Raw genomic sequence first — 16,019 nt, 5'->3', positions numbered from 1 at the left:
GGTTCCGGCCCAATACGCACACTGGCCTCTCAATCGCTGCGCCGCGACGTAGAGTTGGCGTTCTCGACGTATCACACCGGCTCATTCGAGTGGCATCGTGGTGGCATCGGAGACTCACAGAGGCGGCGGTCCAGGATGGGTGACACAAGCTGGGTGGGTGAGGGTTCGGAGGCGTCGGACGAGGACGCCCTGCTCGAACTGCTCCGCGCGGACATCGGCCACCCGCCGGCCACGGCGGTGGACCGGACCGTGGCGGCGGTGCAGCAGCGTTTGCGGGAGTCCGGAGAGCAGTGCGCCGAACTCCTTGAGTGACCGTCGGTCCCCTACCTCAGTCCCGGCCCTCACCTGCCAGTTCGCCCCTCATCCTGGCCAGGATGCGACGGCGCGTGGGGCCGATCGACCCCCGGGCCATACCTACCGCGTCGGCGATGCAGTCGTAGCTGAGGGGTGGCTCGGCGAAGAGCAGGCCCAGGAGGGCCTGGTGCTCGGCGGGCAGGCTTCTGATGGCGGCGTGCAACCGCTCGCTGTCGGAGCGGGCGATGGCCCACTCCTCCGGCGCGGGAGCGGTCAGGTCCGCCGGACGGAGGAGGTCCGTCGGCTCGGCGACGCTGATGGTCCATCTGCTCTGCCTGGCCCGGCCGATGGACTCGCGCTTGGCGACGGTGACGAGCCAGGCCGCCACCCTGCCGGGCTGCTTCAGCGTGTCTATGTGCTCGACCAGCCTCTGCCAGGTGAGCTGGTACACGTCCTCGCAGTCAGCCTGTTTGAGACCGTGTGAGCGGGCAACTGTCCACACGACCGGGCTGTACACATGGATCAACTGCTCCCACGCTCCGCCGTCTCCCGCTCGACAGCGGTCGATCAGCCGACCCGGATCGGCCGACTCCTCCTCCGGGGCGTCGGCCTGGGCCGTTCGCATCCCGAGTTTCCCTCCACCGTTCCCTATATCGGAGTCCCCCATGAATTCCTCTCCGTAGCCCCCCGCATGTCCATATGCCAGATACTGCCAAATTCAGCCGCCAAGGAGATCCGGGGTCTCCGGTTCCCGAACGGCGATGGCTCGGCTCTTTGAATTCGTTACCAGGCGGCAGGCGTTCGAACGAGCTCGCGAAGCCCTCGGCGATCAAGAGCGCTCAACGCACCCCGGACTCTGGGTAAGTGGCCTGATCAGGCGACTGGGAGCCTCGCGGAAGATCGGAACGCGGCGCAGGACTTCACTTCCGGCTCGAAGTGATTCAAGGAAGCGTAAACATTTACTCTCCTCAGAGTCACCGGAACGGATATAGTGCCTACCCAATAGTGGAAACTGCGACTTTCCACTTTAACCGAGGGGTCCCGAGCGTCCACAGGGGGAATCCGGCCAGGGGCACCGGGAACGCGCACGCGGAGGCAAAGGAGCTGCATGAAGATCTCCGAACTGAGTCGCCGCAGCGGCGTACCCATCGGAACGATCAAGTACTACTTACGGGAAGGACTGCTGCCGCCCGGCACACACACGGCACGCAACCAGGCCGAATACCCCGAGAGCACCCTGCACCGGCTCCGCCTGACCCGCGCGCTCATCGCCGTCGGAGGGCTGTCCATCGCCGCAACCGGCAATGTCCTGCGGGCCATTGACGAACCGGTCACCCTCTTCAAGAGCCTGGGCATGGCGCACTGCGCCCTGCCGCCCCCCTTCCCCACCGAGGCCCACGAGGACGTGGAGGAGGAGTTCAACGCCGAAGCCCACGCCCTCGTCGAAGCCGCAGGCTGGACGATCGTCGGCAACACCCCCGGCATCGCGTCCCTGGCCGCCGGACAGAAAGCGCTGTCCCGGCTCGGCATCAAATGGACCGCGAAGGACCTGCTCCCGTACGCGAAGCTCGCGCACGCGGCGGCACGGCTGGATCTGGACCAAACCGCCGGGATCGAGAACCGCATCGACATGGCCGAGCGGGCCATCGTCCAAACGGTGCTCCTGGAGCCGATACTCGCCACCCTGCGCCGCCTCGCCCAGGAGCACGAGGCCGCCCGGCGCTACGCCCCAGCGGGCCAGGCAGTGGACCTTGAGGGCTCGGAGTAGGAGACAGGGAACCCGGGAGCCCCCAGTACGGCGGCACGGGAGGCAGGTCGGAGCCCCGCGTTCGAGGACCGAGCCGCCGCCTCAGCCCGCGCCACCGCTGCGGATGCTTGTTCTCCCCGTGGGGATTACTCGTATGGATTACCGGTACCGATGTGACGGTGGCGGCCACGGTGGCGTGGGGTGCTGGTGCCAAGAAGCACCAGGGCGAGGCCCAGGGGCAACAGGGTGAGCAGCAGAAACGTCATGCGGTTATGTGTACCCGCCATTGGTCAGTTGAAGCAGGCGCTCGGTAGCGTTTGGGTGGGATTGCGGCCACTTGGCGCAGGTGTGCGAAGGCGGCCGGGGCACCGGGCGCCGTACCCGAGAGCCCCGAACCGCGAGCCGAGCGGGCGCACCCTCCGCCTTGTCCCTGGCCTCCGCCGAGGCCCCGAGGCCCTACCCGCCGTGCGCGATCTGGATGAGGTTGCCGCAGGTGTCGTCGAGGACCGCGGTGGTGACCGTGCCCATGTCCTGCGGCTCCTGGGTGAAGCGCACCCCGAGTCCACGCAGCCGGTCGAACTCCGCTCGAACGTCGTCCACGGCGAAGGAGGCGACCGGGATGCCGTCCCGGACCAGCGCCGTTTTGTACGGCTGGACCGCGGGATGGCCGGACGGCTCCAGCAGGAGTTCCGTACCCTCCGGCTCCTCCGGCGAGACCACGGTCAGCCACCGGGCCTGTCCCAGGGGGATGTCGTGCTTCTTCACGAAGCCCAGCTTCTCGGTGTAGAAGCCGAGCGCGTGCTCCTGGTCGTCGACGAAGACGCTGGTGAGGTGAATCTTCATGGGGGTGTTCTCCGGCGCAGGGGGGACCTGAGTCAGCTGATCACGGCGTACGCAATGGGAGTGACGCCCGCACCACGTTACGGGCCCCGCGCACGCCCGCGCGATGAGGCGCGCCCTCGCGGCCGGCGAATGCCCCGCCCACGTCCCGGCTCCGCCCTCCCGGTGAGCCGTATCGCCCGCCGCGCGACCACCGCGAGGGGCCCGCACACGCCTTGGCCGTGCGGGCCCACGCCCGGTGCGTCACCGTTACCGGAACGGCGTCACTTCCCGAAGTACGCCTGGTGGATCGTCACCATCGAGGTGTTGCCCTGCTTGTCCGCGATCTCGGCGCGGAGTGCGACGGCCTTGTCCTTCGCCGGGTTCTTCACCGACGCCGCACCCTTGTCGACCTTCACCACCTGCCAGGTCTTGCCGTCGTCGTAACTCGCGTATACGCTCAGCGACTTGAGGTTCGAGCCGCTCGCCGCACCCTGCACGGTCACCGGGATGCGCGCCCAGGCGCCCGCCGGCGCGCGTGACGCCAGGTCGACGGGGGCGTCGAAGCGCGCCGTGGACACCGGCAGCGCGGTGGTCACCGCGACCTGCTGGGAGCGGAACGTGAAGCTGGTCTCGATGCGGCTGGCGACCGAAGCGACCGCTGCCGGGCGGTCCACCGAGGTCGTCAGCCGGTACTCGGCGTCGGCGCCGTCCACCTTGAAGGGCTTCCTGCCTCCCAGCGGGTCGTCGTTCTCGCCGACCTTGACTCCATTGCGGTAGAGGGTCGAGGTGGCCGCACTGTAGACGGAGGCTCCCCGATGTCCCTCGCCGTCGGAGAACATGGGCAGGGCGCCCATGATCAGCTGCTCGCCCGTCGACGCGTCGGGCGCGGTGCGGAAGACCCCCATCCCGTCGCCCAGCAGCGGTCCGAAGACGCCGGTGTAGAACGTCTCGTGATACGTCTTCCCCGCCTCGTACCGCTTCGGGGCGACCATCTCGTAGTCACCCTCGAAGGGCGGGTAGCCGCTCTCGTCCGGTGTGCCGTACTGGCTGGACTTGGTCACCCACTGAACGCCGTCGGCGGTGGAGACGTAGAAGGTGCGCGTGCCCGGCGCCGCCTGGTACGCCGAGAAGCCGTTGCCCTCCGGAGCGCCCGGCAGATGAGCGAACGGCGAGGTCAGCGTCGTCTTGCCGGGAGCCGACGCGCCCAGGCCGACCTTCAGCGTGGCGAGTTCGTTCGCCTTCACCTGCCTGCTGTAGCCGGTCGCGACCTGCCGCACCTTGCCGCCGAAGGCCACCGAGTACTGGGTGGTGGCGTCCTTGACGAAGTGCGCGTCCCAGGTCTGCATGAGCGAGCCGTCGGTCACGGCCGGCCCCATGTGGGCGGTACGGAATCCGGTGAATCCACGCAGCACCCAGCCGTTGCCCACGCCGCCCAGGTCACTCGCGCGCTCGTAGTACGTCCCGCCGAAGTCCGCCCTGTCCAGGCCGGGCACGCTCATCGCCACCGGCTTGGCGGTACGCGCGTCGAACGTGACCGAGGTGTCGGCCGTGATGTCCAGCTTCGGCTGGACGATCCAGTCGGTGCCCTTGGTGAGATCCTGCGGGTCCTGGTAGACGCCCGCGTTGAAGGTGTACGAGCCCTTGGGCACACGGATCTTGTGCGTACCCGGCTCGTTGTCGATGCGGGCCTGGAAGTCCTTGCCCGGCCCGGCGATCCCGAAGAGGGAGTTGAAGAAGCTGCGGGCATCACTGCCGTCCCGGTCGAGGGTCCTGACCGTGAGGTCGTAGGACTCCGCCTCGCGGACGGCGACCGCGGCGGTACGGACGGACTGGCCCGCGCCGGCCGCCGTGGCGGTCACATAGCCGGAATAGGTGCCGTCGGCGTCACCGATCTTGGTGTCGGCCGTCAGGTCGACCTCGGCCCGGCCGCCCGCGGGCACCGTCACCTTGGTCGCGCCCAGCGCGAAGAATCCGGAGGGGACCGGCTTGCCCGCCGGGTCGAGGCCGGACACCGACAGGTCAAGGGTGACGTCGCTGGTCGTGAGGTTGCGGTAGCCGAGCTTCCGGGTCACGGGCCGGTCGTCGGTGTGCGGCCACTGGGCGACGCCGAAGTTCAGCGAGACGGGATCGGCGATCACGCTCTGGCCCAGCGCCCGGTCGACCTGGATACGGCCCGAGCCCTGCTGGAAGGCGGTGTACGGGCCGCCCTTGGTGGACGCGGTCAGCGCGCCCTTGAGCTCGGCGGCCTTCCAGTCCGGGTGCCGCTGCTTCAGGATCGCCGCCGCGCCCGCGACGTGCGGGGTGGCCATCGAGGTGCCGTCGAGCCGCAGATAGCCGGGGGCCGGATGCGGCATACCGGGGCGGGTGTCGAGTTCGCTGCCCGAGGCCGCCGCCGCGGTGATGGCGACGCCGGGCGCGGTCACGTCCGGCTTGATCGCGCCGTCGCCCGCGCGCGGGCCGGTGCTGGAGAATCCCGCGAGTTCGTCGTCCTTGTCGACGGCGCCCACGCTCAGCGCGGCGTCCGCGCTGGCCGGGGAGTCCACCGTCGAGCCGCCGGCCTCGCCCTCGTTGCCCGCCGCGATCGCGAAGAGGACGCCCTTGTCGGCGGAGAGCTTGTTGACCGTCTCCTCCATCGGGTCCACTCCGGGCGAATCCGGCTTGCCGAGGCTGAGGTTGATCACGTCCGCACCCTCGGCGGCGGCCCACTCCATGCCCGCGATGATGGCGGAGTCGTCGCCGTTGCCCTCGTCGTCCAGCACCTTGCCGCTGATGATCCGGGCACCGGGCGCGACACCCTTGTACTTGCCGCCCGACGCGGCCCCGGTCCCGGCGGCGATCGAGGCCACATGCGTGCCATGGCCGAAGTGGTCCTGGGCGTCGGCGGAGGCGGAGAAGTTCTTCTCCTCGACGACCTGGGTCTTCAGATCCTCGTGCGTCTTGTCCACGCCGGTGTCGAGGACGGCGATCTTGACGCCCTTGCCGTCGTATCCGGCTTCCCACGCCTTGTCGGCACCGATCTGCCGGACGCTGCGATCCAGACTGGCCCGGCGCACGCCGTCCAGCCACACCTTGCCGATGCCGGAGGCGCTCGCGCGCACACCGCTCGATCCACGACGGGTCAACGCGCCCCACACACTGGCCACGTCGTCCTGTGACGTACGGATGGCATCGGCGTTGATGGTGGAGAACGTGCGCCGGACCCGGGTGTCACCGGCCGCGCGCAGCCCGGCCCGGGCCGCGCCGACGCCGGCGGGGTCGCCCTCGTACCGCACGATGAGTTTGAGCCCGTCGCCGTGGCTCTTGCGCAGCAGCGGGTCGGTCAGCTCGTTCATGTCGAAGAGCCGCTGGTCGAGTCTGCCGGCGGCGATCAGTGCCTGGGCGTCGCTGGGCAGCACGAGGGTGTGGCCGCCCGCGCGCTGTACTTGTACGGGTATGCGCTCACGGCCCTTGGCGGCCTCGAAGCCCACCACCTGGCCCTGGGCACCGACCCTCACACGGTCGCCCGTGATGAGCTGGATCCGCTGGTCGCCGCCGACGCGGGCCGTCTGCGGGGTGGCCGTCGCGGCCGTGCCGATCGCCATGGCGGGGCCCGTCATACCTGCTACGAGGGCCACCGATGTGGCCGCCGCGACGGTCAGGACAACACTCGATCTCTTCACTTTTCCGCGCAAATCTCCCCCAGGAGCTTTCGGGATGAAGTCGACTGGTCATCTCCCGACCGCGAGCGGAACCTCACCCACCGCCGGTCAGCGCAGTATGTGACGCATGTGAAAGGTGATCAATAGTGTGACGGGAGTGGCGAGTTGCTTGGCTCTGCTTCCGGCCATCTTGCAACCGCGTCGCGGTGGAAGGCCCACGGGCACGAACCCCGTCGGCAGCTGCCTCATGACGGGCCGATCCCAGAATATTTCATGGCATAGCCATACAACTGTCATGTCTTCTCGCAGGTCTTGGTGGATGTCGTTCTCTTCGACGGCACCCGCAGGCCCGTCTCCCAGGAGCCACACCACATGTCACGCACGCAGGTTCACACCCCCCGCTTCCGGCTGACCGCTGCCGTCACCGTCGCGCTGGCGGCCACCACCGCCGCCACGCTCGCCGGTCCGGCCGCCGCCGCACCGGTAGCTCCCGCCCCGGCTGCCTGCACCGCCCAACAGGGCGCACATGAGGGGGCGTTCCCGTTCCGCGACAGCGTTCTCACGACCGCCGGACCCACCGGTTTCCTCGCCGTCCGGACGGGTGACGTCGCCTGGACGCGGTACGCGGACGGTTCCACCACCACGTTCCCGAAGAGCCCCGCGGTCACCTACCGCGGCGCCGCCGGAGCCGACGTCGTCGTGGCCAGCGAAGGGACCCGCCACACCCTTCACGACATGGCCGTCGGCGGCGCCCCGGTCGTCATCGACAGCCCCTACGAACTGCGTGAGGTCAACGGCTCGACCCTGGTGATGACCGACCGGGCCACCCGCGAGCTGCACCTGGTGAGCCGGGTTCCCGGAGGCGAGGTCGTCGACCGCAAGGTGACGGGGATGCCGTCCGGAGTGGCCTGGCAGTTCTACGGTTCCACACCCGGTACCGTCGCCGTGGAGACCTCGCAGGCGGATCGCTTCCAGCTCGCCCTGGTCGACGTGGCCACGGCCACCACCGTCGAGACGTACGCCCTCGACCGGCACGCCGGGTTCGCACAGGTCACACCGGACCGCGTGCTCTGGGAGCCCGCGTACGGCCAGACCAAGGTCGTGGACCGGAAGACCAAGCAGGCCCAGACCCTGCCCTACCGGGCACAGTTCGCCCTGGGCGGCGACTGGCTGGCGATCACCGGCCAGGACAAGGTCGTCGTCGACGGGGTGGCCTACCCGAACAAGCCGGTCGTCCTGAAGTCCCTCAAGGACGGCCGGAAGGTCCCCCTCCTCGACCTCGCGAGCCAGGTGGCCTCACCCGACGACGGCACCCTCCTGGTGTCCGGCGGCACCTTCGCGCAGGGCCGGGGCCTCTTCCGCATCGCGCTCGACGCGAGCGGCACCCCGGCGTCCACCATGATCGGGGACGGGCAGAGCCCCCTGGAGATGACCGTCGAGCACGTCGACATCCCCAGCGTGTTCCGCTTCGACGGCACCGACAAGCCGGTGACGTGGCAGACCAGCCAGCCGGACCTGGGCGTTTCGCTGGAGCTGACCCATGTGGCCACCGGCCGCACGGTGAGGCTCTGGAGCTACTACGACACCTTCATCAGGTGGAACGGCGACTTCGACGAGGTGGTCGGCGCCTACAACGGTGCGTACACCTGGAAACTGACCGCCAACCCCGGCTCCGGGGTCGGACCCGTCGGCGTGAAGACCGGCACCACCACGGTGGACCGTGCCACCGCCCCGCGCGACTTCAACGACAACGCGCGTCCGGACGCCCTCGTCCGCGACAGCTCGGGCAATCTGTCGGCCTACGACCTCAGCCATCTGCGCGCCATGGGCAACAGCCCCGACTGCCGTGACGAGGGCTGCCCGCCGGTCGTCCGCGACCCGAAGCCGGACGTGCTGGGCACCGGCTGGAACACGTACACCCTCATGGCCTCCCCCGGAAACCTGGCGGGTTCGGCCTCGGACGACGTCGTCGGCCGGGACCGCGACGGGGTGCTCTGGCTCCACCAGAGCGACCACCAGAAGCTCCTGCCGCGCACGAAGGTCGGCGGCGGCTGGAACGTCTACGACAAGATAACCGGCGGCTCCGACCTGAACGGCGACGGCCGGGGCGACCTCCTCGCCACCGACAAGGACGGCGTGCTGTGGTTCTACGCGTCCACCGGCGACGCCGCCGCCCCCTTCAAGCCCCGCCAGAAGGTCGGCGGCGGCTGGGGCGGCTACAACCTCCTCACCGCTCCCGGCAACATCGCGGGCGCCTCCGGCGGCGACCTCCTCGCGCGCGACAAGGACGGTGTCCTCTGGCTCTACCTGGGCAAGGGCGACGGCACCTTCACCGCCCGCCGCGAGGTCGGCGGCGGCTGGCAGAAGTACACCCACATCATCCCGGCGGGCAGAAACGGCAGGGGCATCGCCGACCTCTACGCCATCGGCACCTCCGGCTCCGCGCTCTACACCGGCCGCGACGACACCACCCGCCCCTTCGAACCTGCCTACGCCCTGCCCCTGCGAGGCGACTCCACCCGCTTCCAGACCTTCTTCTGATCCCTGCCCCACACCGCTACCGGGGTTTCGGCCGCTCCATCAACTCCCTGGGACGGACACCCATCCGCCCCTCCCTCTTCCTGGCCGTGCGGGCGCAGGTGTCCGCACGCACGGCGAGGGCCCGGCCGTCCCCGGCCGGGCCCCACGCCCACCTGTGTCACCGACAGGGGCCACACACCCAAGGGGCACCCGTCGACTGCCACCCGTCTACCAGCGGTACCAGCGACCCCGTCGGCCACCACTGTCAGCCGCCCGGGCAACGAAGCCGAGCACCCACACCGCCAGCACGATCACCGCGACCCACCACAGCGCCTGCAGCGCAAAACCCGCACCGAAGAGAAGCAGAGCCAGCAGAAGAACCAGAAGCAGGGGAACCATCGATATCAACCTCCTGCCAACCGGGTGCCCTCACACCGCCCCTACATGCATGCGAATCGATGGGAGGCGGTCCCCTCAGTTCAACTCACCAGTGGGTACGTCGACTTGCTTACGTCCGCTACACGCGTTCCCTCACGCCGCCGCAGCCGCATCACCAGGTCAAGCCTCTCGGAGGGTATCCTCGCGACGAACCACCTTGAAGGCCCTACGAGAGATCACACCATGACGAATGAGACGGTCCTCGCGGCCTGCCGCAGCAACTGGGAGTACCGGGGCATCGACGACGCCTCCGTGCGCGCCATGCTCGACGAGCTCGCGGCGCGCCTCGAAGCGGCCGAGGCCGCCGGAGGCACTCCCCAGGACGTCGTCGGTTCCGACGTCAGGGCCTTCGCCGCCTCCTGGGCCCGGGCCCGCACCCCGCTCCCCCGCCGGGCACTTCGCCTGACGGCCATGGCCTCCTTCGTCGCGGGTTGCCTGCTACTGGTCTCCCACCTGGTCCGGTGGACCACCGAACTGGACGTGAGCGCCGACCGGATCGCCTTCTTCGTGGCGATCGCGGCGGTCACCGTCTTCTGGGAGCTGCGCCGCGGCAGCCTGGGCCTCGGTCGCAGCTGGGCCGTCGCCCTGGTGGTCGGCCTGCCCGTACTCGTCCTCACGCGCCACTTCGCCGGCGGCGGCACACTGGTCACCGTTCCGCTGTGGGGCGCGGCCCTCCTCGTCCTGCCCGGCCTGCCGTACGCGCTCGCCGACGCCCGGGCCAGGAAGGCCGCCCGGTAGCGGTACCGCCAGCGCCTGCGCCGCAGTCGCCTTTCGACGCTGCGGAACGGGGCAGGGCAAGCCGGGGATCACTTGGCCTTCTTGGCGCCCGGGTCACGCCACACGCGTACGGCCCGCCAGTTGTGGCCGTCCTGCTCAGCCCGCTCCGCGGTGAAGACGACGGCTTCCCCGGCCACGAGCTCACGAAAACCCCCGGCTTCGATATGGGAGAAGTGAGCCCACACCGGCTCACTCAGATCCGCGGAGGTCACCACACCCCACCCCTCTTCGGCGTGCCACTCCCGCACCGTCCCCGCAAACCTGACCTCCGACATGGTGCGCGCGTCCTCCCTCTCGATACACCTCTTCGCCCCTCCGCCAGCATGCCAGTTCTTTCACGCACATTGCGGAGCCTCTGCCACCTGTGTCGGCACGTATCGGCACCATGTCCTTCCCGTGAAGCGCCCGGCGGCAAATCCGACAGAGAACACTGAACCCCCTTTTATGCCACGTGACATGTGCGCGACGGACTGAGAGTGTCCGTGCTCATCAAGGCAGTTCCTCCTTGAACGGTTCGGCGGCGATCCCGCCCAACTCCCCACGCCTGTCTGGAGAAACCACATGTCCTCGCTCTCCCCCACCGGTGGCACGGCTCGCCGCCTGGCCCTCACGTCCGGCGCCGTCGTCCTCACCGGCGCCCTGCTCGCCGCCGGTGCAGCCACCGCATCGGCGGGTGCCGCTCCGCAGCACGAGGGCACCGGCCCCGCGGCCACCGCGCAGGCGCTCGGCCTGGGCGCCAAGGAGAACCTGGTCGTCAAGGACGTCATCAAGGACGCCGACGGCACGGTCCACACCCGCTACGAGCGCACCTACGCCGGGCTGCCCGTCCTCGGCGGCGACCTCATCGTCCACCGGGCGCCCAACGGCGCCGTCAAGGACGTCACCAAGGCCGTCAAGGCGACCATCAAGGTGGCTTCGCTCACCCCGAAGCTGACCCCGACCACCGCCACGTCGGTTGCGGTGAGGGCCGCCAAGGCGGCGAAGACCACGGGTGCCACCAGCGGCGACGCTCCCCGCAAGGTCATCTGGGCCGCCGACGGCAAGCCCGTGCTCGCCTACGAGACCGTCGTCAACGGCACCAAGGCCGACGGCATCACCCCGAGCCGACTGCGGGTGATCACCGACGCCAACACCGGCAAGAAGCTGTACGAGAACGAGCAGATCGACGACATAGCCAGCGGCATCACCTCGCAGGGCTCCGCCGGCGCCGCCAAGCCGGCCGCCCCGGCCGCCGCGGTCGGCACCGGCGCCAGCCAGTACAGCGGCACCGTCAGCCTCAACACCACGAAGGCGTCCACGGGTTACAGCCTCGTCGACAGCGTGCGCGGCGGTTCGAGCACCGTCGACCTCAAGCACAAGACGAGCGGCAAGGGCACCGTCTTCACCGACGCCGACAACAAGTGGGGCACCGGCAACCCCGCCGACAACCAGACCGCCGCCGTGGACGCCGCCTACGGCGCCGCCCAGACCTGGGACTTCTACAAGAACGTCCTGCACCGCAACGGCATCAAGAACGACGGCCGCGCCCCGGTCTCCCGCGTCCACTACGGCAACGCCTACCAGAACGCCTTCTGGGACGACCAGTCCTTCACGATCAGCTACGGCGACGGCGCGAAGAACAAGCTCCCGCTGACCCAGCTCGACGTGGCCGGGCACGAGTTCAGCCACGGCGTCACCTCCGCCACCGCCGACCTGCAGTATTCGGGTGAGTCCGGCGGCCTCAACGAGGCCACCTCGGACATCTTCGGCACCGCGGTGGAGTGGAACGCCAACAACGCCCAGGACAAGGGCGACTACCTGCTCGGCGAGAAGATCGACATCTTCGGCAACGGCAAGCCGCTGCGCTACCAGGACAAGCCGAGCAAGGACGGCCGCGGTTCCGCCGACTACTGGAGCGCCTCCGTCGGCGACCTCGACGTGCACTACTCCTCCGGCGTCGCCAACCACTTCTTCTACCTGCTGTCCGAGGGCAGCGGCGCGAAGGACATCAACGGCGTGCACTACGACAGCCCGACCGTGGACGGCTCCACGGTCACCGGCATCGGCCGCGACAAGGCCGTGCAGATCTGGTACAAGGCGCTGACCACGTACTTCACCTCCACCACCGACTACCACGGCGCCCGCCAGGGCACCCTGAAGGCAGCCGCCGACCTCTACGGCGCCAACAGCGCCGAGGCCAAGGCCGTGGACGCCGCCTGGACCGGGGTGAACGTCAAGGGGTAACAACCCAACCGGAGGAACCACGCGGTGCCGCACCGGTACGGACCCGGTGCGGCACCGCCGCGCGACCACCGGGTCGCCCTGGCCGGAAGAACAGGGGTGGCTTCTAAGATCTGTGGCATGTCAACACGACTCGTGCAGATCAATATGAAGGCTCAGGACGACTCCGCGCTCGGCCGGTTCTGGTCGCAGGCGCTCGGCTGGGGCATGGACAGCGAGGGGCCCGGCGTCACCAACCTGGAACCCGTGGGTTTCGCCTACCCCGACCCCACAGCTGTCTGCATCGACATCATCGCCCGCCCGGAACCCAAGACGGTCAAGAACCGGGTCCACCTGGATCTGGCCACCACCTCGCCCGCTCACCAGGCGGAGTTGGTCGCACGGCTGAAGGATCTGGGCGCGACCCTCGCGGACGTGGGTCAGGGTGATGTCCCCTGGACGGTCATGGCGGACCCGGAGGGCAACGAGTTCTGCGTCCTGGAGCCCCGCCCCCTCTACCGGGACACCGGCCCGATCGCCGCGGTGGTCGTCGACTGTGCCGACCCGCGGGAGATGGCCCGGTTCTGGGACGGGGCGATGGACTGGACGCTGCACGAGGTCACCGACGACTTCGCCGGCATGCGCTCCGCCCAGGGCGTGGGCCCGTACCTGGAGTTCGTCCGCACCCCCGACACCAAGAGCGTATGGAACCGCGTCCACCTCGACGTCAGGCCCTACCCCGGCGCCGACGTGGCGGCGGAAGAAGCCCGGCTGCGCGCCCTGGGTGCCACCGACCCCGGAATCGACCAGTCCACCATTTCCTGGACGATTCTGGCCGACCCGGAAGGCAACGAGTTCTGCCTGCTCACCCCCGCGTGACACCGGACTCGGCCACAGCGCGAAACAGTAGGACCCAACAGGACTCAGCAGGACGAACCTGATGAAGACCCCGACCGACGGACAGCACGTCCCCCGTCGGCGGGGCCGGTCAGCCGATGTGCCGGGATCCGTCACCGGGTGATCTTGGGTGGAGCGGCCTCCGGCGCGCCCGCCCGAGCCCGCCGACGCACTACGACGGGACGGTTGACCATGGACACGACTCCGGCTTCCACGCAGACCACAGCGGTGCGGGAGACGAGCGACTGGACGACGGCCGCACGGGCCCGGGAATGCGGGCGCCCGGACGCCTACCTGCGCGACTACTACGCGGCAACGGCCTGCGGCCCGGCGGCCTCGGGCCTGGACCGCATGGTCGCCAACGGTGGTGAGTTCGGTTGCCCCATCGCCCGGGGCCGCCTCGGCGACGCCTTGGCCTTGCGAGCGGTCGCCGGTGGCGTACGCCAAGTCGTGTGCCTGGGCGCGGGCGGCGACACCCGGGCCTGGCGCCTCCGCCTGCCCTCGGACCTCGCCTGGTGGGAAGTCGACCTGCCCGGGCAGCTGGACGCCAAGAACAACCGGCTCGCCGCCCTCGGCGTCACCCCCCATTGCCCCGTCACGAACGTCACCACGGACCTGCGCGGCTCCTGGACCGAAGAGCTGGCCCACCACGGGCACAACGCCTCCCGGCCCACCCTCTGGATCGCCGACGGCCTGTTCTACTTCCTCACTCCCGCGGAAGGAACAAAACTCATCGACGCGCTCACCCGTCGCAGCGCCCCCGGCAGCCGGTTCTGCGGTGACATTCCCCGGCCGGCCCCGGATGACTTGCGGCGGGCCCGCCTGATCGCGTTCATGGACGGCCTCGGGTGCCCCTTCGTCGGCGGCGTGGAACACCCGCACCAACTATTCACGGACCCGGCCTGGCGCGTGGACGCCCACCTCTCGACGGACCTGGCGGCGGGCCGCTGCCCACTGGTCCCGTCCCTGCCGCACCGCCTCGCCGAACGCGAGCACCACATCTGGTACACCCACGCTCTGCTCCCTTGAACCGTGCTCCCCGAGTGGTGTGGCCGCTCCCCTGTCCGTGGGTGGTCGTCCGGCCTCCGCCGGGCACCTGGCCGGGGCGTCCGCCCACTGCTGGACGGACGCCCCGGGCTCCGGTGCCGCGTCGAGTCCCATGTCGGTGGTCGCCGCCTCGCGCATCTCGCGTTCGGCCCGTTTCTGCGCCGCCTCGGCCCGGCGCTGAGCCATCGCGGCGCGGTCGGAGGGCTGCTCCAGGGCGCGGGAGTGAACGCGTCCACGAGATCTTCTCGCCACTTCGGCGAGGACTCCCACCGGGGGGACGTCCGCTCCACCCCCGCGTCCCCCATTCGCACGATCCCCCGGGATGCGCCGCACCCTTAGCGTGGCGAAGCAGTCCACCCGAGACAGAGATCGGGACCACAGACAGAGATCAGGGATGGAAATGAAGCAGGCGATAAAGCGGATCGTGGTCGGCGTGGACGGGTCGGAGCACGATGTCGCGGTACTCCGCGCCGCGGAAAACGAAGCACGCCGCCGCCGCGCGGACCTCTGCCCCGTCCTCGTCTTCGACTGCTCGACCCAGGTCCCCGCGCACCGACACGACCCCGCCCATGACGTACACGAGCGCTTCTGCCACGACGAAGCGATGGAGACGCTCTCGCACATCTGCGACCAGGCCATCGGGCGCGGCGGCGACGCACCCGTCGTCACCCCCGCCGTCGTCCCCGACCAGGACGCCGCGCGCGCACTCGTGGGGCAGGCGTCCCGCACGGGCGACCTGCTGATCGTCGGCGCCGGAAAACACGGCACCCTGCACCGCCTGCTCTACGGCTCGCTCGACCGCTACTGCCGCAAGAACGCCCCGTGCCCCGTCATCGTCGTCCCCCAGACGAACGGCAAGCGCGCCCACTGAGCTCCCGGCCCGCGCACGCTCGCGGGGCGCAAGGGCGCCGGAGGGGTGCGCGGAGCGCCCGTACCGGCGCGTCCACCGATCAGCGCCACTCCGTCCCCCACCGACTCGGCCGATCCCCCGACTGCCGAGGCCGGGATCCTCGGGTGCAATGGAGACAGCACGGCCCGCCACCGGCGCGGCCCGCAGCCCCACCTGGTCCGTCGCCCCCGCCGCAGAGGAACTCACTCCATGTCTTCGCCCCGCATCCGTCCGCTTCCCTCCGCGTTCCTCCTGTGCGCGCTCGCCGCAGTCAGCACCATGACCACGGCGAAGGCGGCCACGGCGGCCACCCCCGCTCCCGCGCACACAGACACCTGCACGGACGTGCGGCCCGACCACTTCGTCGACGTACCCGGTCACACCCCCGCCCTCAGCCCCCGGGCCGTCGAGTTCGACCTCGACTACCGCAACCGCGGCGACCACGCCCGCAGGGCCGCGCCGCAGGTCCTGATCGAGTCGCCGGACCACGGCCCCTACCTCCGGCCCGGCGACGTGCTCCTCGAACACCGCACGGCGGACGGCTCCTGGCAGCCGGTGCGCCTGGCCAGCCAGACCGGCACCCTCTACACCTCCCTCACCGGCGCCCACCGGTGCGTGCCTGCAGCCGGGGCCCTCCACGAGCGCTACCGGATCAGTGCCACACCCGGCGCCCAGGGCTCGCTCCATCTGCGCGTGGCCGTGGCCGACTGACCGCGGCGGAGCCGACCGGGCCACCACCCCCCACCGGCCC

At 70.0% G+C, this 16,019-nt stretch carries 14 protein-coding genes; 9 read left to right on the top strand and 5 right to left on the bottom strand.

Annotated features, from left to right (window positions below):
* The first annotated feature begins 135 nt into the window (after positions 1 to 135).
* Positions 136 to 312 carry a hypothetical protein gene (locus AB5J87_RS34850; RefSeq protein WP_369382743.1) on the top strand — a complete coding sequence of 59 codons (177 nt, stop codon included), beginning with the start codon at positions 136 to 138 and terminating at the stop codon, positions 310 to 312.
* A gap of 16 nt (positions 313 to 328) precedes the next feature.
* Here AB5J87_RS34850 and AB5J87_RS34845 read toward each other — a convergent pair whose 3' ends face one another.
* A complete protein-coding gene (locus AB5J87_RS34845) occupies positions 329 to 919 on the bottom strand; it encodes an RNA polymerase sigma factor (RefSeq protein ID WP_369382742.1) in 591 nt (196 codons plus the stop codon).
* Positions 920 to 1,402: 483 nt separating this feature from the next.
* Between AB5J87_RS34845 and AB5J87_RS34840 the strand changes: the two genes are divergently transcribed.
* Positions 1,403 to 2,062: a MerR family transcriptional regulator gene (locus AB5J87_RS34840; RefSeq protein WP_369382741.1), complete on the top strand. Its 660-nt coding sequence runs from the start codon at positions 1,403 to 1,405 to the stop codon at positions 2,060 to 2,062.
* Positions 2,063 to 2,497: 435 nt separating this feature from the next.
* On the opposite strand, the gene AB5J87_RS34835 is transcribed toward AB5J87_RS34840, so the two are convergent.
* The gene (locus AB5J87_RS34835; protein WP_369382740.1) at positions 2,498 to 2,884 is read right to left on the bottom strand and encodes a VOC family protein; all 387 of its coding nucleotides are present in this window, start codon (positions 2,882 to 2,884) and stop codon (positions 2,498 to 2,500) included.
* A gap of 260 nt (positions 2,885 to 3,144) precedes the next feature.
* Positions 3,145 to 6,459, bottom strand: a complete 3,315-nt coding sequence (locus AB5J87_RS34830; RefSeq protein WP_369382739.1) for a S8 family serine peptidase — start codon at positions 6,457 to 6,459, stop codon at positions 3,145 to 3,147.
* Between the two features lie 414 nt (positions 6,460 to 6,873).
* Between AB5J87_RS34830 and AB5J87_RS34825 the strand changes: the two genes are divergently transcribed.
* Positions 6,874 to 9,042 carry a hypothetical protein gene (locus AB5J87_RS34825; RefSeq protein ID WP_369382738.1) on the top strand — a complete coding sequence of 723 codons (2,169 nt, stop codon included), beginning with the start codon at positions 6,874 to 6,876 and terminating at the stop codon, positions 9,040 to 9,042.
* A 207-nt stretch (positions 9,043 to 9,249) separates the two neighbouring features.
* On the opposite strand, the gene AB5J87_RS34820 is transcribed toward AB5J87_RS34825, so the two are convergent.
* On the bottom strand, positions 9,250 to 9,420 hold the full coding sequence (locus tag AB5J87_RS34820) for a hydrophobic protein (RefSeq protein ID WP_369382737.1): 171 nt from the start codon (positions 9,418 to 9,420) through the stop codon (positions 9,250 to 9,252).
* A gap of 222 nt (positions 9,421 to 9,642) precedes the next feature.
* On the opposite strand from AB5J87_RS34820, the gene AB5J87_RS34815 reads away from it, so the two are divergent.
* A complete protein-coding gene (locus AB5J87_RS34815; protein WP_369382736.1) occupies positions 9,643 to 10,197 on the top strand; it encodes a hypothetical protein in 555 nt (184 codons plus the stop codon).
* 68 nt (positions 10,198 to 10,265) lie between these two features.
* Here AB5J87_RS34815 and AB5J87_RS34810 read toward each other — a convergent pair whose 3' ends face one another.
* Positions 10,266 to 10,511 carry a cold-shock protein gene (locus AB5J87_RS34810; protein WP_369382735.1) on the bottom strand — a complete coding sequence of 82 codons (246 nt, stop codon included), beginning with the start codon at positions 10,509 to 10,511 and terminating at the stop codon, positions 10,266 to 10,268.
* A gap of 286 nt (positions 10,512 to 10,797) precedes the next feature.
* On the opposite strand from AB5J87_RS34810, the gene AB5J87_RS34805 reads away from it, so the two are divergent.
* The 5 genes from AB5J87_RS34805 (at position 10,798) to AB5J87_RS34785 (ending at position 15,979) form a co-directional block, all read left to right on the top strand.
* The gene (locus AB5J87_RS34805; RefSeq protein ID WP_369382734.1) at positions 10,798 to 12,459 is read left to right on the top strand and encodes a M4 family metallopeptidase; all 1,662 of its coding nucleotides are present in this window, start codon (positions 10,798 to 10,800) and stop codon (positions 12,457 to 12,459) included.
* Positions 12,460 to 12,576: 117 nt separating this feature from the next.
* Positions 12,577 to 13,314, top strand: a complete 738-nt coding sequence (locus AB5J87_RS34800; protein WP_369382733.1) for a VOC family protein — start codon at positions 12,577 to 12,579, stop codon at positions 13,312 to 13,314.
* 210 nt (positions 13,315 to 13,524) lie between these two features.
* Complete coding sequence (locus AB5J87_RS34795; RefSeq protein WP_369382732.1) at positions 13,525 to 14,361, top strand: class I SAM-dependent methyltransferase; 837 nt, start codon at positions 13,525 to 13,527, stop codon at positions 14,359 to 14,361.
* A gap of 418 nt (positions 14,362 to 14,779) precedes the next feature.
* Positions 14,780 to 15,250 (top strand): universal stress protein, encoded by a 471-nt coding sequence (locus AB5J87_RS34790; protein ID WP_369382731.1) that lies wholly within the window; start codon positions 14,780 to 14,782, stop codon positions 15,248 to 15,250.
* 228 nt (positions 15,251 to 15,478) lie between these two features.
* Complete coding sequence (locus tag AB5J87_RS34785) at positions 15,479 to 15,979, top strand: signal peptide protein (protein ID WP_369382730.1); 501 nt, start codon at positions 15,479 to 15,481, stop codon at positions 15,977 to 15,979.
* Positions 15,980 to 16,019 lie beyond the last annotated feature (40 nt).

Origin of the sequence: Streptomyces sp. cg36, from assembly GCF_041080675.1 — a bacterium.
In the GTDB taxonomy this organism is placed as follows: domain Bacteria; phylum Actinomycetota; class Actinomycetes; order Streptomycetales; family Streptomycetaceae; genus Streptomyces.
This window is presented reverse-complemented; position numbering and strand designations above follow the sequence as displayed.